The sequence below is a fragment of the Bradyrhizobium sp. 22 genome (genome assembly GCF_000482425.1).
Classification (GTDB): domain Bacteria; phylum Pseudomonadota; class Alphaproteobacteria; order Rhizobiales; family Xanthobacteraceae; genus Bradyrhizobium; species Bradyrhizobium japonicum_B.
Window position 1 is genome coordinate 442,608 of sequence record NZ_KI519400.1, and the last position, 19,125, is coordinate 461,732.

General features: G+C 64.1%; 17 protein-coding genes. 10 read left to right on the forward strand and 7 right to left on the reverse strand.

The features are described from left to right. Nucleotides 1–3: 3 nt before the first annotated feature. The 4 genes from K410_RS0127565 to K410_RS0127580 form a co-directional block, all read right to left on the reverse strand. Nucleotides 4–1,008: a zinc-dependent alcohol dehydrogenase family protein gene (locus K410_RS0127565; protein WP_028137866.1), complete on the reverse strand. Its 1,005-nt coding sequence runs from the start codon at nucleotides 1,006–1,008 to the stop codon at nucleotides 4–6. Between the two features lie 7 nt (nucleotides 1,009–1,015). Continuing rightward, nucleotides 1,016–1,843, reverse strand: coding sequence for a carbohydrate ABC transporter permease (locus K410_RS0127570; protein ID WP_028137867.1), 828 nt, complete (start codon nucleotides 1,841–1,843; stop codon nucleotides 1,016–1,018). A gap of 4 nt (nucleotides 1,844–1,847) precedes the next feature. Continuing rightward, entirely contained in the window at nucleotides 1,848–2,735 is an 888-nt protein-coding gene (locus K410_RS0127575) for a carbohydrate ABC transporter permease (protein WP_049820344.1), read from the reverse strand. A gap of 62 nt (nucleotides 2,736–2,797) precedes the next feature. Continuing rightward, nucleotides 2,798–4,096 carry an ABC transporter substrate-binding protein gene (locus K410_RS0127580; RefSeq protein ID WP_028137869.1) on the reverse strand — a complete coding sequence of 433 codons (1,299 nt, stop codon included), beginning with the start codon at nucleotides 4,094–4,096 and terminating at the stop codon, nucleotides 2,798–2,800. A 197-nt stretch (nucleotides 4,097–4,293) separates the two neighbouring features. Between K410_RS0127580 and K410_RS0127585 the strand changes: the two genes are divergently transcribed. From K410_RS0127585 to K410_RS0127630, 10 genes are all read left to right on the forward strand, one after another. After that, the gene (locus K410_RS0127585) at nucleotides 4,294–5,328 is read left to right on the forward strand and encodes a LacI family DNA-binding transcriptional regulator (protein WP_028137870.1); all 1,035 of its coding nucleotides are present in this window, start codon (nucleotides 4,294–4,296) and stop codon (nucleotides 5,326–5,328) included. Between the two features lie 15 nt (nucleotides 5,329–5,343). Further along, nucleotides 5,344–6,078: an SDR family NAD(P)-dependent oxidoreductase gene (locus K410_RS0127590; RefSeq protein WP_028137871.1), complete on the forward strand. Its 735-nt coding sequence runs from the start codon at nucleotides 5,344–5,346 to the stop codon at nucleotides 6,076–6,078. A gap of 215 nt (nucleotides 6,079–6,293) precedes the next feature. Next, nucleotides 6,294–7,688 (forward strand): ABC transporter substrate-binding protein, encoded by a 1,395-nt coding sequence (locus K410_RS0127595; protein WP_028137872.1) that lies wholly within the window; start codon nucleotides 6,294–6,296, stop codon nucleotides 7,686–7,688. Nucleotides 7,689–7,691: 3 nt separating this feature from the next. After that, nucleotides 7,692–8,627 carry a carbohydrate ABC transporter permease gene (locus K410_RS0127600; protein WP_049820345.1) on the forward strand — a complete coding sequence of 312 codons (936 nt, stop codon included), beginning with the start codon at nucleotides 7,692–7,694 and terminating at the stop codon, nucleotides 8,625–8,627. After that, nucleotides 8,624–9,463 (forward strand): carbohydrate ABC transporter permease, encoded by an 840-nt coding sequence (locus tag K410_RS0127605; RefSeq protein WP_028137874.1) that lies wholly within the window; start codon nucleotides 8,624–8,626, stop codon nucleotides 9,461–9,463. The genes K410_RS0127600 and K410_RS0127605 overlap by 4 nt, the downstream gene beginning before the upstream one ends. Continuing rightward, a complete protein-coding gene (locus K410_RS0127610) occupies nucleotides 9,460–10,512 on the forward strand; it encodes an ABC transporter ATP-binding protein (protein ID WP_028137875.1) in 1,053 nt (350 codons plus the stop codon). The genes K410_RS0127605 and K410_RS0127610 overlap by 4 nt, the downstream gene beginning before the upstream one ends. 4 nt (nucleotides 10,513–10,516) lie before the next feature. Beyond that, nucleotides 10,517–11,290 (forward strand): GntR family transcriptional regulator, encoded by a 774-nt coding sequence (locus K410_RS0127615; protein WP_028137876.1) that lies wholly within the window; start codon nucleotides 10,517–10,519, stop codon nucleotides 11,288–11,290. Between the two features lie 33 nt (nucleotides 11,291–11,323). After that, the gene (locus K410_RS37345; RefSeq protein WP_049820346.1) at nucleotides 11,324–12,967 is read left to right on the forward strand and encodes an arylsulfatase; all 1,644 of its coding nucleotides are present in this window, start codon (nucleotides 11,324–11,326) and stop codon (nucleotides 12,965–12,967) included. A 3-nt stretch (nucleotides 12,968–12,970) separates the two neighbouring features. Then, nucleotides 12,971–13,945: a formylglycine-generating enzyme family protein gene (locus K410_RS37350; protein ID WP_080672260.1), complete on the forward strand. Its 975-nt coding sequence runs from the start codon at nucleotides 12,971–12,973 to the stop codon at nucleotides 13,943–13,945. Between the two features lies 1 nt (nucleotide 13,946). Beyond that, on the forward strand, nucleotides 13,947–15,737 hold the full coding sequence (locus K410_RS0127630) for a chloride channel protein (protein WP_028137877.1): 1,791 nt from the start codon (nucleotides 13,947–13,949) through the stop codon (nucleotides 15,735–15,737). A 34-nt stretch (nucleotides 15,738–15,771) separates the two neighbouring features. Here the strand turns inward: K410_RS0127630 and K410_RS0127635 are convergent, their stop codons facing one another. The 3 genes from K410_RS0127635 to K410_RS0127645 form a co-directional block, all read right to left on the reverse strand. Further along, on the reverse strand, nucleotides 15,772–16,629 hold the full coding sequence (locus tag K410_RS0127635) for a MaoC/PaaZ C-terminal domain-containing protein (RefSeq protein ID WP_028137878.1): 858 nt from the start codon (nucleotides 16,627–16,629) through the stop codon (nucleotides 15,772–15,774). Nucleotides 16,630–16,638: 9 nt separating this feature from the next. Continuing rightward, the gene (locus K410_RS37355; protein ID WP_196236075.1) at nucleotides 16,639–17,445 is read right to left on the reverse strand and encodes a tripartite tricarboxylate transporter substrate binding protein; all 807 of its coding nucleotides are present in this window, start codon (nucleotides 17,443–17,445) and stop codon (nucleotides 16,639–16,641) included. Nucleotides 17,446–17,606: 161 nt separating this feature from the next. Next, a complete protein-coding gene (locus tag K410_RS0127645; protein ID WP_028137879.1) occupies nucleotides 17,607–19,121 on the reverse strand; it encodes an acyl-CoA synthetase in 1,515 nt (504 codons plus the stop codon). Between the last annotated feature and the right edge of the window lie 4 nt (nucleotides 19,122–19,125).

The window sequence follows — 19,125 nt, forward strand, 5'->3', positions numbered from 1 at the left end:
CGCTCAGTCCAGCGCCAACACAGGCTTGATCAGCTCGCCCTTGGCGAAGCGGGCGAAATTCTCGGGGAGAGCCGACAGCCCGAACTCGCCGTCGACCAGGACGCGGTATTCGTCCTTGTACTTGCGCAGCAGCTCGATATTCGGCTCGAAATCCGAAACCGGAAAGTAGAAGGTGCGGATCATGTAGAAATCCTTGCGGCGGAACACCTTGCCTTCCTCGATGGTCCAGGGCGCGGCATTTTCACCGACCAGCACCAGGGCGCCACGTGGCAGCACGAGCTCGATGCCGAGATTGCGCGCCGCATGCGCGCCGGAGCATTCCATGATGAGGGCGAAGCGCTTGGAGGTATCGCCGACCGGGTGCGCCTGCGCGCCAAAAGCTTGCGCGATCCGGAGGCGCGCGGCGTTGGGATCGGCGACGTGGATGTCATCGTAACCGAGCGCACGGAGCGCCAGCACGACGCCGAGGCCGACGGGCCCTGCCCCCATCACGAGGACCGGTCCGGCCTCGGCCGGCGGCACAACGCGGCTGACGAAGCGCACGGCGTGCCCCGACGTGCCGATGGTGTCGAGCAGCAGCGGGGCGAGGCTGTCCTCGATATCATCAGGCACCGGCAGCAGGCAATTCTCCGGCACGGGCACGTATTCGGCATAGCCGCCCGGCCTGTTCCAGCCGATCAGGCTGGACACTTCCAGGCACATCTGGGTGTCGCCGCGTTTGCACGCTTCGCAGTGATCGCAGTGCAAGGGGATGTAGACGGCGCAGCGCCGCCCATGCAGCCTGTGACCGGGCTGCTCGACCACGCCGAAGATTTCGTGGCCTGCAGTGAACTCGGCTCCCTTGTGCCACAGCTTGAAGTCCGATCCGCACAGCGCGGTGCGCGAGACGCGCACGAGCACCTCGCCTGCGCCGACATCAGGTATCGCCACGCGCTCGATGGTGATGCGATCGTTGCCGTGGAACACCGCGGCCTGCATGATCGAATTGGGACGGGGCGATACATTCATCAGAGGTCTAGCCTTTCACCGCGCCGAGCGTCAGTCCGGACACTAGCCAGCGCTGAACCAGGGCAGCCAGCACCAGCGGCGGCAATGCGATCAGCGTCGCCGCGGCCATGAGGGCGCCCCATTGCGTCGAGCCTTCGCCGATGAAGTTGAAGGCCGCCGCGATCAGCGTCTTGGTGTCGCCATTGGAGAGCACCAGCGCAAACAGGAAGTAGTTCCACGAAAACACAAAGGCGAGGATCGCCGCGACCGCAATCCCTGACGCCACCAGCGGCATCGCGATGCGCCAGAGGATGCGCGTGACGCTGCATCCGTCGACCTGCGCGGCCTCGAAGACGCTGCGCGGAATGGCGTCGAAGGACGGCAGCAGCACCCAGATCACGATCGGCAGCGTGATCACGGCGTGGCTGAGGATCAGTGCGGTGTAGGAGCCGATCATGCCGACCTGCCGGAACATCACGTACCAGGGCAGCAGGAACAGCGTGCCCGGCGCCATGCGCGCGGCCAGCGTGAGAATTGCCGGCCACGTGATCCGCGTCCATGACACAGCGAAAGCGGCCGGAATACCGAACAGCAGGCCCAGCGCGGTCGAGCCGACGGTGACGATGAGGCTGTTGAATGCGTAACTCAGGAACGGCGTGGTCCTGGTCAGTTCGACGTAGTTCTCCAGCGTCGGCGAGAAGACCAGCGTCGGCGGATAGGCGGTGACCTCGAAGGACGGCTTGAACGAAGACAGCACCATCCAGACCGTCGGCGCCATGATCAGCGCGCCGGCCAGCACGAGCTGCACCGTGTTGAGCCATCGGATCCAGCGATCGGTATTGGCGGCATCGGTCATGGCATCACCAGGCGACTGCGCCGCGCAGGCGGTTGAAGGCGAGCACGGCGCCGAACACGATTGCCGTCAACGTCAGCATCAGGGCGCTGGCATAGCCGATGTTGAAGAACTCGAAGCCGACCCGGAAGCCGTAGATGTTGAGCGTGTTCGAGGCGTTGCCCGGACCGCCCTGGGTGGTGATGTAGATGATATCGAAGAAGCGCAGGAGATCGACGCTGCGCAGGATCGCCGCGGTGACGATGGTCGGCAGCAGCAGCGGCAGCGTGATGCGCTGGAAGGTCTTGAACGGGGACGCGCCGTCGATCTGGGCGGCCTCGTAGACGCTCGTCGGGAGCGACTGCAGACCGCCCAGCACGATCAGAGCGACGTAAGGCGTCCACTGCCAGCTGTCGATCAGCGCCACGGTCGGAATGACCCATGTCGGAGAGGCCAGCCAGTCCGATGGCGGCAGGCCGAACGATTGCAGGACGTAGTTCGCGGCCCCCAGCGACGGATCGAGGATCACCAGCCACATCATGCCGGCGACCACGGGCGGCATCATGAAGGGCGAGATGAACAGCGAGCGCACGATGCCCGGCAGGCGCCTGGCGTGGAACAGCACCAGCGCCAGCCAGACTCCGAAGACGAGCTGCAGCAACAGCGACAGCACATAGAGCGCGATCGTGACCCACAGCCCGTGCCAGAACTCGACGTCGGAGATCAGCTTGGAATAGTTGGCAAGACCCGCGAAAGATTGCTTGCCGGTGGAAGAAAAGGTCTGGAAGCCGAGCCAGATCGTATAAACGACGGGAAACGCGATCATCGCGACCGTGAACAGCACGGCCGGTGCCGAGAGCGCCGCCATCTCCAGCTTCTGCCGGTCCTGCGTGAGTGGCGCAGCCGTATCAGACATGCGTTCCTGTCCTTCGATCGAATGAGGTGCCGGCAGGCAGCGAGCCGGCCGGCACCGGGCGGTCAGTTCAGCGCAATCAGCGCGTCCAGCGCCTTGTCGGCATCCGCGCAGGCCTGGTCGATCGGCTTTTGCTTCAGGATCAGATCCTGCACGGCCTGGCCGATGAACTCGCGCGATTGCGGATTGGCGACGATGGGATAACCGACTTCGGACGTACCCTTGGTGGCGAGCACGTCGAGCGCGGCCTGCCATTCCTTGCGGACCGGCTCCTCGTCGATCCACTTGCGATATTCCGGGTCCTTGGCGACCGACGGGCGCGGCGGCGCGATGCCCTGCAGCGCCATCTTCTTCTGCACCTCGGGGCTGGTCGCCCACTGGACGAAATACCAGGCCGCATCAGGCTGCTTGCTGTGCGAGGACACCGCCATGCCCCAGCCGATCGTGGTCGGCACCTGACCGGCCTCGCCGGCCGGGAACGGCAATAGGCCGGTGTCCTTCAGGCGCGCGCCGCCTTCCATGACCGTGCGGAGCTCGTTCGACGACTCGAACGCCATCGCGGCGCGGCCGCTGCGATACAATGCGGAGATCTGCTGGAAGCTGTAATTGACGACGCCGGGCGGGCCGAAATCGCGCAGCAGCCGGCTATAGGTGTCGAGCGCCTCCTTGCCCTTGGCCGAGCAGAGATTCGACTTGCCATTGGTGATGTACGTGCCGCCGATATTGTGCAGCATGTTGCTGAAGGTGTAGGCGACCGCGGGCTTGAGGCCGCGCGAGACGAACGGCGTCACCGTGCTGTCGCAGGTCTTGATCTTCTCGGCGGCAGCCTCGACGTCCTTGATGGTCTTCGGCGCCTCGAGCCCACACTTCTTGAAGATGTCGGTGCGGTAATAGAAGATCGGCCCCTCGATATTCATCGGCATGCTGGTGAGCTTGCCGTTGAATGTCGCGGCTTTCAGCAGGGCCTGGCTCAGCCCCGCTGGATCGTAATCCTTGGCGACCTGGTTCTTGGCCATCGCCGTGAGATCGCCATACCAGCCGGCTGCGGCGAACTGCTCGCCCTCGCGCGAGGGCAGCGTCATGAACACGTCGACCTCGTCGCTGTTCGCATTCATCACGGTGACCAGACGCTGGCGCATCTGCTGTTCCTGATAACCGTCGACCTTGAGAGTCATGCCGGTCAACTTCTCGAAATCGGCCTTATAGGTCAGCAGCGCCTGTGAGACCGGGTTGTTGTTGGCGAGAAAGGTGACCGTCTTGCCCTTGAACTTCATCCAGTCGAAATCGGCGGCATGGGCCTGCCCGCTGACGGCTATTGCGAGAACGGGCAGCGCGACATGCGTCGCGAGCATCCTGGCCTTCATCGAACTCTCCTCCCGGCTGGCTGCCTTGTGTCGGCAAGCCTTCTTGAACGCATCCTGATTAAACAGGCTTTGAAAACGGTTACAATCTAGCTCTGATATCCACTGTGTCAAGCGATGGACACGCGTTGTAAGTTGCAGCAAAATTAGGTTGTTCAGCCACTTCACGCCTCGCTGTCCGCGATGTAACGTTACATTCCATGAGATTGACCAGCGCCAAATCAGTGAAACAGGGCATTCGAGCCGTGGCGGCGCGCGCCGGCGTGTCGACGGCCTCGGTGTCGCGCGCCCTCAACAATCCCAACGCGGTGAGCCCTTCCCTGCGTGCGCGGATCGAGCAGGCCATCGAGGCACTCGGCTATATTCCGCATGCGCCCGCGCGCATCCTCTCGTCGCGGCGTTCGCGGACCCTTGGCGCAATCGTGCCGACCATCGACAACACGATGTTCGCGCGCGGCATCGCCTCGCTGCAGCAATATCTGTCGTCGGTCGGATACATGCTGTTCCTCACCACGAGCGGCTACGATCTCGACGTCGAATTGCAACAGGCGCGCAACCTGATCAGCCGCGGCGTCGACGGCCTCGTGCTGCGCGGCGACTGCCATCACGACGGCTTGCGAAAACTGCTCGCGGACAATGCGGTGCCGTTCATCAATGTCGGCATCTACCAGCCTGACAGGCCCTACCCTTGCGTCGGCACCGACAACGAGGCGGCCGCCCATCGCGCGGCTGCGCATGTGATCGAGCTCGGTCACCGCCGCATCGGGATCGTCTCGGCGCTTCAGCGCAACAACGACCGTGCCAGCGCGCGCGTCGCCGGCTTTCGCCGCGCCCTGAGAGAAATCCGCATCGAGCTTCCCCCGCAATGGCATGTCGAGGTGCCCTACACACTGGACGACGCCCGCGAGGCGGCTCGCTATCTCCTCAATCTCAAGGACCGCCCGACGGCAGTGGTGTGCGGCAACGACGTCATCGCCTATGGCGTGCTGCTCGAGGCGGAGCGCGACGGATTCTCCGTGCCGCGCGATCTGTCGGTGGTCGGCTTCGACGATCTCGACTGGAGCCGCCATTTGCGGCCGAGTCTGACCACGATCCACGTTCCAACAGGCGAAACCTGGCAGCGCGCCGGCGAATACCTCGTACGCAGCCTTGCCGGCGAGCAGACCATCATGCACCGCGAGATCGACTTCTCGCTGGTGGTTCGCGAATCCACGGCGCCGCCTCCGAAATCCTGAAGTGAGACCCTCCCGATGAGTTCGAACTTTTCTCTCGCGCCCGGCTTTCATGCCGTCGTGATCGGCGGCGCCGGCGACATTGGTGCAGCGATCAGCAACCAGTTCTGCGATCTCGGCGCGACGGTGACGGCAACGGGCGCCAATGACGCGGATCTCGCCCGCACTCTGCTCAAGCCACGCGCGGGTCTCATGCTCGCCAAGCTCGATATCACCGATGATGCGGCCGTCGCCGCCTTCGCCCGGCAGCACAAGCGCGTGGACGCGCTGGTGAATTGCGCCGGCATCCTGGTGCGCGACAAGGAATTCGAGATCGAGACCTTCATGAAGGTGATTGACGTCAATCTCACCGGCACGTTCCGGACCTGCATGGCGTTCCATCCGTTGCTCGCGCAGCAGAAGGGCTCGATCGTCAACATCGCCTCGATGAACGCGACACTGGCGCTGCCGCGGATCCCAGCCTATTGCGCGAGCAAGGGCGGCGTCGTGATGCTGACCAAGGCACTGGCTCTGAAATGGGCCGACGATGGTATCCGCGTCAATGCGGTGGCGCCCGGCTACGTCGAAACCGCGATCAACGCCTCGGGCCGCGCCGACCTTGCGCATTACCAGCGGATCGCCGACCGCACCGCGTTCAAGCGCTGGGGGCAGCCCGAGGACATCGCGGGCGCGGTTGCATTCCTCTGCATGCCGGCGTCGACATATGCGACCGGCACTGTCGTCGCTGTTGATGGCGGGTTTCTCGCCGGGTGACGTCGCGCGAGCGCTCGCGGCTATACGTCGACGAAGACGTACATCGCGCATCATCGATTCAACCATCTCTTGTCGGCACCGGGGCTCTGAGGGCCGCCACATGACGTCCTCGGAGCCCGGACGCGCGGCGATTGTGTCGCGGTTGACTTGTTATAACATTTAGGCAAATGTCCTAACTAACCGGAAGTATAAATCCGGATTTTCGGGAGGACAGCATGCCGTCATTCACGCCGACGCGACGAACGCTACTCAAGACCGGAACCGCAGCCGCCGCTCTCGCGACGCTTGGTCCGGCCTTTCTTCGGCAAGCCGCAGCGCAGGACGCCGACCTTGCGCCTTACAAGGCCGCTCAGATCGATTGGCAGCAGGTCTCCGGCGAGACCATCACGGTGGCCGTGATTCCCGCGAGCTATTTCGAGAACCTCATCACCCTGGCGCCGCAATTCAAGGCGTTGACCGGCATCGACGTCCGCTTCGAAAAAATTCCGCCGGCGCAGATCCGGCAGAAGAGCGTCATCGACCTGACCTCGAAGACCGGCACCTACGCGACCCACGCCGCGGATCCCATGTATTACGCGCTCTATGCCGCGAACAAATGGGTCGAGCCGCTCGACACTTATCTCGCCGACAAGTCGCTGACCGACCCGGCATGGTTCAAGCTCGACGACATCATCCCGGCCTGGCGCAGCGCCAACGGCATCGACGGCAAGCTCTACGGCATGCCCTATGACGGTGAAGTCACCATTCAGGTCTATCGCAAGGATCTCTACGATGCGAAGGGCCTGAAGCCGGCCGACACGCTAGAGGCCTACATGTCCAACGCGGCGGCGTTGAACACGCCGAACGATCGCGTCTGGGGCGCGGCGCTGCGCGGCGTCGCGGGTGCCGGCCAGAACATGTACATCTATCCGTCGATCTTCCGCGAGTTCGGCGGCGATTGGATGAAGGGCGGCAAGCTCACCGTCAACGGTCCCGAGGCGGAGGCGGCGCTCGCTTGGTACATCGACATCATGAAGAAGTACGCACCGACCGCGGCGGCCAACTGGAACTGGCCGGATATCGCTGATGCCTTCTCGCAAGGCACCGTCGCCAGCTACATCGACGCGCACTCGTCGGCTTCGGTCATCAACAATCCCGAAAAGTCCAAGGTGATCGGCAAGGTCGGCTATGCCCGCTGGCCCAAAGGCCCGTCGGGCAAGCGCACGACGTCGATCTGGAACTGGGGCTTCCCGATCAATTCCGCGCTGCCGGAGAAGAAGCGCAAGGCGACCTGGCTGTTCATCCAATGGGCCGCGAGCGCCGAGACCCAGGCGCGCACCGCGCACAAGTTCGCCGGGCCCACCAAACGCTCCGGCGTCAACCGCACCTCGGTGTGGAAGGACCCCGACTACATCAAGCTGATGAACGGCTTTGGCGAGAACTTCGTCGAGGCCACGATGGGCGCTCTGCAGGAGGATACCGACGTCGACTGGCGTCCGCGCGTGCCGCAATGGCCGGCAATCGGCGACACCATGGCGACCGCGATCCAGTCCGCCCTCTCCGGCCAGGCCACGATCAAGGCTGCACTGGACGATGCGCAGCGCCGCATCGAACCGATGATGCGCGGCTGAGCCATGGCGACCACAGCGGTGACATCGGCCGGGATCGCGAGCGAAGAACCTCGCAGCGATTTCGGCCGCGTCCTGGCGCAGCGCGAACGCCGCTTTGCGGCGGCCCTGCTTGCACCGGCGTTTCTTGCGCTGCTCGCCACGACGACGTTTCCGCTGCTCTTTCTGGTCTACACCAGCACATTCCGGATGGATCTGGCGATGCCGTTCACCAACGGCTTCGTCGGATTCGAGAACTACCAAGTGCTGCTCTCCGACGAGCGCTTCTGGACCTCGCTGCTGGTGAGCCTCGTCTATACCGGTTCGACCGTCGCGCTCCAGGTCATCATCGGCCTGGCGCTTGCCCTACTGGTCATGGACATGAAGCGCGGCCAAGGCTGGTTCAGGGTCATCGCCATCCTGCCCGTGGTGCTGTCGCCGGCCGTGGTCGGCATGATCTGGCGCACCTTCATGCTGGCGCCGGAGTTCGGCATCGTCGACTTCCTCGCCATCAACGCCGGCCTCGGCAGCCAGAACTGGCTTGGCGATCCCACGCTCGCGATGGTCTCGGTGATCGCGATCCATACCTGGCAGTGGACGCCGTTCGCTTTCATGGTGCTGCTGGCCTCGCTCGCCTCACTGCCTGAGGATATCTACGAAGCCGCGCGGCTCGATCGTGCCTCCGCCTGGCAACGCTTTCGCCGCATCACACTGCCCTTGCTGCGCCCGGCGATCGTCATGGTCATCATCATGCGGACCATGGTGGCGCTGACCGCGTTCGCGGCGATCTTCACCGTCACCGCCGGCGGCCCCGGCACGGCAACCGAGATCCTCAATCTCTATGCCTACCGGAAATCCTTCACCGAGCTCTCGATCGGCTACGGCTCGGCGCTCGCGGTCGCGCTGTTGATCGTGACCATCATCATCTCCGGCATCCTGTTCGCGATGCGGAGGGCGAAATGACCGCAAAGCGCCTCCGCATCATTGCCTTGCTCGCGATCTCCACGGTCTTCCTGCTCGCCTGGGCGTTCCCGATCGTCTGGAGCGTGCTGAACTCGCTCAAGACCGATTCCGACGTATTGGCCTATCCGCCCAAGCTGGTGTTCGCGCCGACGCTGGAAGCCTATCGCGACGTGCTGTTCGGCTCCGGATCGATCCTGCCGAACCTGCTCTCCAGCGTCATCATCTCGGTCGGAACCACCATCGTCACCATGCTGATGGCGGTCCCGGCGGCCTATGCGCTGGCGCGACTGCGCTTCCGCGGCAAGAAGTTCGCGGGCTTCTACGTGCTGGCCACGCAGATGCTGCCGCCGGTCGGCATCATCATCCCCTACTTCCTGGTGCTCAGGAACATCGGCTGGATCGATACCTATCAGGGCATCATCCTGATCTATCTGTCGTTCTCGCTGCCGTTCGCGATCTGGCTGCTGGTCTCCTATTTCGAGGACATTCCCTTCGAGATGGAGGAAGCCGCCTATCTCGACGGCGCGAGCCGACTGAAGACGTTGTGGCGGATCATCATTCCGCAGGTCCGCGGCGGCATCGCCGTAACGATCGTGTTCGTGTTCCTCAATGCGTGGAATGAATTCCTGTTCGCCGTCGTGCTGAGCGGCAACACGGTGCGTCCGGTCACGGTCGCCATGTTCAATTTCGTCTCCGTCGAGCAGACGATGTGGGCCAAGCTCGCCGCGGTCTCGGTCCTCGCCATGCTGCCTGTCGTCGTCCTCGGCGTGGTCGCGCAGAAGCATATCGTGAAGGGGTTGACGGTCGGTGCAGTCAAGGGCGGAGGGCGCCGATGAGCGGTCAAGGTCAGGTCAGTTTTCGCAACATCGTCAAGCTGCACGGCCAGTTTGCCGCGTTGAAGAACGTGAATTTCGACATCAAGCCGGGGGAGTTCTTCGCCCTGCTCGGCCCGTCGGGCTCGGGCAAGAGCACCACGCTGCGCATCCTCGCCGGCCTCGACGCGCCGACCACGGGCCGCGTGCTGATCGACGACAAGGACGTCACCTCCACCGACGCGCGCGACCGCGACATTGCCATGGTGTTCCAGAGCTACGCGCTCTACCCCCATATGACGGTAGCCGAGAACATCGCCTTTCCGCTCGAGATGGCCAAGCTGCCCAAATCAGAGATCGCGCCCGCCGTGAAAGACGCGGCGCGCAAGGTGAAGATCGATCATCTGCTCGACCGCAAGCCGGGCCAGCTCTCGGGCGGCCAGCAGCAGCGCTGCGCGCTCGCCCGCGCCATCGTGCGCAAGGCACGCCTGTTCCTGCTCGATGAGCCGCTGTCGAATCTCGACGCGAAGCTGCGGCTGGAAACGCGCGCCGAACTGAAGAAGCTGCAGCGCTCGCTCGGCGTTACCGCGGTCTACGTCACTCACGACCAGGAAGAGGCCATGACGCTCGCGGACCGCATGGCGGTGTTCATGTCGGGCGAGATCCAGCAGGTCGGCACGCCGGCCGAGGTGTTCGCCCGCCCGAACTCGATCGACATTGCCGGTTTCATCGGCAATCCCCCGATGAACCTCGTCCCCGCCCGGTACGTGGATGGCGACGTCATCATCGCAGGCCATCGCCTGAAGACAACGACCACGATCGCCGGCGAGCGCGACGTGGTGGTCGGACTCCGCCCCGGCGCGCTACGCATGGCGGAAGGCGGTCTCGGCGCGCGCGTCGATCTGATCGAGGATCTCGGCGATACCGCCGTGCTCGATCTCGACTGCGCCGGCACCATGATCCGCATGCGCGTCGCCGACGGCAACATTCCCGGCGAAGGCGACATGATCTCGATCACGGCCCGTCCGCAAGACATTCACCTGTTCGATCCAGCGACACGCATGCGGCTCTGACACCATGGCAGTTCAAACGCGCAAGAAGAAGCCCGTACCGCTCGGCAACGATGCGGTTCCGGAGGGCTCGACGCCCCTGCATATCAAGATCCGCGAATCCATTCGCAGTCAGGTGCGCGACGGCAAGTTGATCGACGGGACCGGTCGCCTCATGACCGAGGCCGAGCTCGGGCGTCATTTCGGCGTCAGCCGTATCACCATCCGCAACGCCATTGCGCCCCTCGTGAACGAAGGCATGTTCGACCGCTCGCGCGGCCGCGGGACCTTCCTGCGCTCGAACCAGCCTGAAAACTGGGTCGGCCGTCTCATGGGCTTCTCGGAAACGATCCGCGACGCCGGCTATCAGGCCGGCGCCAAGATCCTGCAGCAGGGCATGACCAACCGGCACGACGCCGCCGTTCGCGAGCAGCTGCGCGAACGCGCGGTCTGGCAGCTCCGGCGCTTGCGGCTCGCGGACGACACGCCGATCGCCATCGAGCACGCCTTCTACCCCCCGGATATCGGACTCGAGCTCGAGAAGCGCGACCTGGTCTCGATCATCATGTACCGCGTCTTCGAGGACGAGCTTGGCCTCGCCATCAAGGACGCTCAGCAGACCATCAGCGCGGACCTCGCCGACGCCGGCAGCGCCAAGCTGCTGGGGGTGAAGGTCGGCTCGCCCCTGCTCTCCATCGAGCGCGTCACCTTCGGCAAGGACGGGCGGGCGCTCGAGCTGCTGCGCGCCGTTTACTTGCCGAAATATTTCCGCCTCAGCATCAGCCTGACGCGCCGCCACTAGCAACGCCACACGTCAAGAACGAGGACACAAAACATGCCGAATGGCGCAAAGACCTCCGATAGCCCCAACATCCTGCTCATCCTCAACGACGACATGGGCTTTTCGGACATCGGCTGCTACGGCGGCGAGATCCAGACGCCGAACCTCGACCGCCTCGCGGCCAATGGCTTGCGCTATTCGCAGTTCTACAACACCGCCCGCTGCAGCCCTTCACGCGCCTCGCTGCTCACCGGCCTGCATCCGCACCAGACCGGCATCGGCATCCTCACCTACAGCAACGGCCCCGAGGGCTACGCTGGCAATCTGAACAAGAGCTGCGTGACGATCGCCGAGGCGCTGAAGAGCAAGAACTACACGTCCTATCTCAGCGGCAAATGGCACATTGCCAGCAGCCTGACGGAGCCGACCGACGCATGGCCGATGCAGCGTGGCTTCGACCATTTCTATGGCACCATCATCGGGGCCGGCAGCTTTTACCATCCCAACACGCTCACCCGCGGCAACGACAATATCGAGCACGAGGCGGAGAAGGATCCGTCGTTCTTCTACACCGACGCGATCAGCGATCAGGCCGCCGCGTTCATCCGCCAGCACAAGGCGCAGAAGCCCAACGCGCCGTTCTTCCAGTACGTCGCCTACACGGCGCCGCACTGGCCGCTCCATGCCCATGACGAGGATATCGCCAAGTACAAGGGCCGCTTCGATGCGGGCTGGGACAAGCTGCGCGAGGAGCGCCTCAAGCGCCTCGTCGACGACGGCATCATCCATCCGAACTGGCGCCTGACCGACCGCGATCCGACCCAGCCGCCGTGGACCGACGCCGAGCAGCGCGAATGGACATTGCGCTGCATGGAGGTTTACGCAGCCCAGATCGACCGCATGGACCAGGGCATCGGCCGGATCCTGAAGGCGCTGGAAGAGACCGGCCAGCTGGACAACACGCTGATCATCTTCCTCTCCGACAACGGCGCCTGCGCCGAGGACATTCCGCAAGGCGTCACGGCAAAGGAGCTGGTCGACCAGCTCATGATCGCCCAGGCCAAGACACGCGACGGCAGGCCGGTGCGTTTCGGGAATGACCCGACCCTGATGCCTGGCGCCGAGGACACCTACCAAAGCTACGGCACCGCCTGGGCGAACCTATCCAACACGCCGTTCCGTCTCTACAAGCACTGGATCCACGAAGGCGGCATCGCGACCCCGTTCATCGTACACTGGCCGCGCGGCATCTCCGAGAAGGGCGGCCTGCGGCACAATCCGAGCCAGCTCACCGACGTGATGGCGACCATCCTCGACGTCACCGGCGCCACCTATCCCAAGGAGTATAACGGCAACGCCATCCTGCCCTGCGAGGGCGAGAGCCTCGTGCCGTCATTCGCCTCGGCCTATGGCAATCGCGGCCCGCTGTTCTGGGAGCACGAGGGCAATGCGGCCGTGCGTGTCGGCAAGTGGAAGCTGGTGCGGAAGTATCCCGGCCCCTGGGAGCTCTACGACATGGAGACCGACCGCACTGAGATGAACGATCTCGCCGCGCAGCATCCGGACCGCGTCAAGGAGATGACGGCACAGTATCAGCAATGGGCCAATCGCTGCGGCGTGATCCCTCGCGAGAAGATCCTCGAGCTGATGAAGGCGGAAGGCGGCACCGCTTTCTGGGAGGAAGAAAAGCAGAACTAGGACATGACGGGGGATCGCTCACATTGTTGCATCCAGCGTGCCGCCGGCAGCGGACTGCCGACGGGCGAGGATGCACGAGCGGCGATCCCTCCCAGTCCAACCCCGATCCAACGCCGCTGGAGTTCGCTGATCGGTGGAACCTTCCACATGGGATCTGCCGGCATCGGCTTTGTCGAAGACGGCGAAGGCCCGGTGAGACCCGTCACGCTGTCGCCCTTTGCCATTGCCTGCCATGCCGTGAGCAATCTGCAATTCGGCGACTTCGTGCGTGCCACGGGCTACACGACAGACGCCGAACGCTTCGGCTGGAGCTTCGTCTTCGAGGGGCTGCTGCCGCAAGATACACGTGTGACCCGCACGACGCGGGTTCAGGAAACGCCATGGTGGGTCCCGGTGACACGCGCCTACTGGGCACAGCCGGAAGGGCCGTCCAGCAGCATCCTCGACAGGCTCGATCACCCCGTCGTCCACGTCTCCTGGAACGACGCACAGGCCTACTGCCAATGGTCCGGCACGCGCCTTCCAACCGAGGCGGAATGGGAGATGGCCGCCCGCGGCGGGCTGGACCAGGCCACCTACCCCTGGGGCAACGAGCTTCAGCCCGGCGGCGAGCATTGCTGCAATATCTGGCAGGGCAGCTTTCCCGATCGCAACACCGTCGATGATGGCTATTTCGGTACCGCGCCCGTTCACAGTTTCGCGCCCAACGGACATGGCCTGCACAATGTCGCCGGAAATGTCTGGGAATGGTGCGAGGACTATTTCTCGCCGAGCTATCACCGCCTCACGCCATTACGAGACCCCTTGAACCGCGAGCCAGCTCCCAATCGATCGATGCGCGGCGGATCCTTCCTCTGCCACGAATCCTACTGCAATCGCTATCGCGTCGCGGCGCGAAGCTCCAATACGCCCGACTCCTCGTCCAGCAATATTGGCTTCCGCGTCGTGCGCACCGAGCCGCTGCAGGATTCGGCCTAGGATGGCGCAGGCGTCACATCCTGCGAAGCCGGCCACGGCTCCCGGCATCCGCCTGCTGCCGTTGTTCCTGCGCAATTTCGTGCGCAACCGCGAGACCGGCCTTGTGCTGGTCGCCATCGTTGTCGGACTGCTCAGTGGCTTACTGGTGGCCGCGATCTCGAGCCTCAGCCAGGTCTCTCACGCCCTGCTGTTCGACATTCCCTTCGACGCCCACCTCAGCGCCACAGGCGTGATCTCCTGGCAGCGCACGCTGCTCGTCCCGATGCTCGGCGGTCTGGTGCTCGCGCTCATCGGACTGTACTTCGCCCGGCGCGTGAAGGGACAGCAGCTCGCCGACGCGATCGAAGCCAATGCGCTCTATGGCGGCCGGGTGTCTTTTCGCGGCAGCCTGCTGATCTCGATCCAGACGCTACTGTCCAACGGGTTCGGCGGATCGGTCGGGCTGGAGGCCGGCTACACGCAGATCTGCTCGATGTTCGGCTCTCATGTCGGTCAGCGCCTGGCCGCCCGCCGCAACGACATGCGGCTGCTGGTGGCCTGCGGCGCCGCGGGGGCGATCAGTGCCGCGTTTTCTGCACCGCTCGCCGGCGCCTTCTACGCCTTCGAGGTCGTGCTCGGCGCCTATACGTCCGCCGGACTCGTGCCGGTCATCGCCAGCGCCGTCACCGCGTGGCTCGTCGCGCGGCAATTGACGCACCAATCCTTCTTGATGGTGCCCGGCTTCCCCTCACCGGTTTCCGTCGAGATGATCGGCCAGACGGTACTGATCGGCATCATTTGCGCCTTCGTCAGCATCCTCGTGATGCTCGCCGTCGCATTCTCCGAGCGCTGCTTTCAGCGCATCACGGTGTTCAAGGGCCTGCTGCGGCCGATTCTCGGCGGTCTCCTGCTCGGCAGCCTCGCCCTGCTGACGCCGACCGTGCTCGGCGCCGGCCACGGCGCCATGCAGATCCTGCTGGTCAGCAATCCGACCTGGATCCTGCTCACGACCACCATCGTGTTCAAGATCCTGGCCTCCGCCATCTCGCTCGGCTCGGGCTTTCGAGGCGGCCTGTTCTTCGCCTCGCTCCTGCTCGGCGCGCTGATCGGACAGCTCTATAGCGTCGTGCTGACCGGCCCTCTTCCCACGATCGCGCTTCAGCCCGGCACCGCCGCGATCGCGGCGCTCGCCGCGCTCGGAACCGGCGTGCTCGGAGCGCCCTTCAGTATGGTCTGTCTCGCGCTCGAAATCACCGGCGATTTCTCCGTCACTGTTGGAGCGGTGGTCGCGTCATCGGTCTGCGCGCTGATCGTTCGCGAGCTGTTCGGCTACAGCTTCGCGACATGGCGCTTTCATCTGCGCGGCGAGGCCATCCGCGGCCCGCAGGACGTCGGCTGGGTCCGGCAGATGAGCGCAGCCTCCCTGATGCGCACCGATTTCGAGAATGCGCTAACGACGATGCCGATCGGCGAAGCGCAAAAGCTGTTCTCGCCGGCGCAGGTCCGCCAGATCGTGCTGCGCGATCCCAACGGCATCTATGCGGGAATCGTGCCCGCCGCGACGTTGCATTCCGTCGCCAATCAGGACGAGGAGCTGCTCGGGTCGCTGGCGCAACAACTGGACGAATACCTGCTTCCGACCACGCCGGTTCGCGAGATCTTGAAGGCCTTCGAACGCAGCGAGGCTGACGTGCTCGCGGTTGTCGACCGCTCCGACCATCGCGCCACGATTGGCACCTTGAGCGAAGCTCACGTTCTGCGCACCTACGGAGAAGAGCTCGAACGCCGGAACCAGGAGCTGTTCTCACGTTAAGGGTGCTAGGGCCGCAGATCCATGGCTTCGAAAATCATGATCGGGCTAAGAAGCATCGCCCGTTGTTGAGGACAATTACATCGCGATCGGGGACGTGGCATCTGAACGACACGACGTTGCCATCAGTCCACATGTCGGTCACGATGCGATCGCCTGGATAGACCGGCGCAGAGAAGCGCGCATCGAACGACCGCACCCGTCCCGCGTCGCAGTCGCAGATCGTCCGCAGCACGGTACGGCAGGCAATCCCGTAAGTCGCGAGCCCGTGAAGAATCGGTCGCGCAAACCCTGCGCGGCCGGCCACCCCGGGATCGGCGTGGAGTGGATTGCGATCTCCGTTCAAACGATAGAGCAGCGCCGCCTCCGGGCGCGTTTCGAACATGTCGGTCTGGTCCGGCGGCCTCTCGGGAAGCTGATGCGGCTCGGGGCCCGAATCTTGAGGTCCTCCGAATCCCCCGTCACCGCGCGCGATGATCGTCATGACGTAGGTAAAAAGCGGTGCATTATCTGCTGCCGATCGCGCGGTCGTTTCCAGCAACAATACGGCGCCCTTGCCGGCGCCTTTGTCATAGACAGCCGCGACGCGTGAATTCGCCAGCAGCTCGCCTGCGGCCGGCAGGCGACGATGCAGGGTGAGCCGTTGCTCGCCATGCAGAACCTTGGCGAAGTCGACGCCGGTCTTGCGAATTATCCCGGTCGATGCCAGCACCACCGCCATCGTGGGAACGGCCTGCAGCGCGGCGCCTTCGTAGACGAACGGCAGCTCGCGCAGGTCGAGCGGATCGCGTCCCATGCCGATGCTGAGCGCGTACAGCATCGTCTCGCGCTCCCCATACGCAAACCGCATGTCGGTGATTTCCAGCGCCTGGAGCGCCTCGAGGTTGATCGCCACCGGGGTATCCTAGATGCTGATATTGAATTCGTGGATCACTGAGGCCCATCGCTTGACCTCATCGTCGACAAAGCCCGCAAAATCGGCGATGTCGCTCATGTCCTCGAACCCGAGATCAAGCAGCTTGGAATTCACATCGGGAAGCGCGACGATTTCCCGCAATTCCCTGTTGAGCCGATCGGCAACGGGCTTGGGCACGGCCGCCGGCGCGAAGAAGCCGCTGAACCCGGTCAGGCCGAGCACGGGAAATCCTGCTTCGTCAAAGGTGGGTATATCGGCATAGCGCTTCATACGCGCCGGATTGGCGATCGCCAGCGTCAGCGCGTTCTCCCTTTGAGCCACTGCGCCACCGACCGATACGAAGGCACTGTCCACTTCGCCGGCAAGGATCGCGGTCAGCGCCGGCGCCTCGCCACGATACGGCACCTGAAGCAGTTTGATGCCGGTGTTCTTCATCAGAACTTCGCCGATGATATGCGCGCTCGAGCCAAGGCCGTAGGTTCCGTAACTCAGGGGTTTGGGGCTGCTGCGGGCCTTCTCGACGAAGTCCCGCAACGTGGTTACGCCGAGCGTCTTTGGCACGATGAACGCGATCGGCAAGCGGCCGAGAGGCGCCAACGGCAACAAGTCCGACATCTTGTAGCTCGGCGACTTGTGCAGCGAGACGTTCTGGACGATCGAGCTCATGGTGGAGAGGATGGTGTAGCCGTCGGGGTCCGCCCCCGCGACCGCGCTCGCAGCGATCATGCCGTTGGCGCCGGGCTTGTTTTCCACGATCACGGACTGGCCCAGGCGCTGCGCCAGCCGGTCGGCCACGACGCGCGTCAAACCGTCCATCACGCCGCCCGGCGGCAACGGCACGACGATCTTCAACAGCCGGCTGGGCCATGGCGATTGCGCCAGCGCGGGCGTCGCGGCAAATGTTGCAATGCCGACGGCGCTTCTCATGAGTGAACGTCGCGTAAGCATGGTCCCTCTCAAATACGTGTTGAACGTCCGGCCCAGAACGGCTCGCGCAGCTTTCGCTTGAAGATCTTGCCACTCTCTTCGCGCGGCAACGTGTCGTGGAAGACCACCTCGCGCGGCACCTTGAATGCCGCCAGGCGCTCGCGGACGAAGTTCCTGACATCGTCCTCGGTCAGCACCGCGCCCGCGTCGCGTTGAACGGCCGCATAGATGCGCTCGCCAAACTCGTCATCGGGAATGCCAAAAACGGCACAGTCCTGAACGCCCGGACAGCTTTGAAGCGCCGCTTCGATCTCGGCCGGATAGATGTTCACCCCGCCCGAGATGATCATGTCCCGCTTGCGGTCGTTGAGGAACAAATAGCCGTCGGCATCGAGGTACCCGACGTCGCCGCAGGTGATCAGGCCGTCAATTTCCACAGAGCGGCGATCATCATCGCGGCCGTGATAGTTGAAATCCGGATAGGCCGGCGAGCGTGCGTAGATCTCGCCGCTGACGCCCGGCGGCAGTTCGCGGCGCTGCTCGTCGAATATCTTGATCGTTCCGCCGGGAGCGACACGCCCCACGGTTCCGGGTCTGGAGAGCCAGTCCTGTGACGTGCAAATCGTGGCGACGCCGGTCTCGGAGCCGCCGTAGGTTTCGACGAGGACCGGTCCCCACCAGGCGATCATCGCCCGCTTGACATCCGGCGGACACGGCGCGCCCGTGTGCAGCACCAGTTCGAGCGAGGACACGTCGTATTTGCGCCGCACCTCTTCCGGAAGCTTGAGCAGCCGCACAAAGAACGTCGGCACCATCACCAGCGTCGTCAAACGGTGGCGGTCGATCTGCCGGAGCAGTTCTTCAGGATCGAAGCGCGATGACAGCACGAGCGTATCGGCCAGCGCCAGGCCTTGCCGCGCGAAGGCGTTGGGCGAGGCGTGATAGAGCGGTCCGCCGACATATGAGCGCATGCCTTCGCGGCAGCCATAGACGACACGGAACAGATCGCGCATCGCCGCGGCCTGTTGAGGCGTTGCCGGTTCGCGACGGACGCCCTTGGGCCGGCCTGTTGTTCCAGAGGTGTAGATCCAGGACGCGCGTGGCGGCAGCGGCGGCCTGTCCCATTCCGGCTGTGCATCCAGCCAGCGGTCCCAATCCTGATCGCCATCCCGCACAGCAACGGGATGGCCAGCATCTGCGCTCGAAACGACAAGGACCTCGCACGCTGCCGGAATGATCCGGCGCACCGGGTCAAGCAGGTCGGCGTGAACGACCAGCACCTTCGGCTTCGCATCTCCCAACATATAGGTGATTTCGTCGGGGCTCGCGTGCCAGTTCAATGGCACAGCATAGGCGCCAATGGCATTCGCGGCATGGGTCGCTTCGAGGAAGGCGAAATCATTCCGCAGCAACAGGGCTACGGCGTCATTTTCGCGAACGCCGAGCCTCGCAAGTCCGGTGGCGGCCCGGCGACCGCGCGCCAGCAGCTCGGACTTCGAGCGGGTGCGTTCACCGACGATGATGGTCGCGGTTTCGTCGCTCACATTT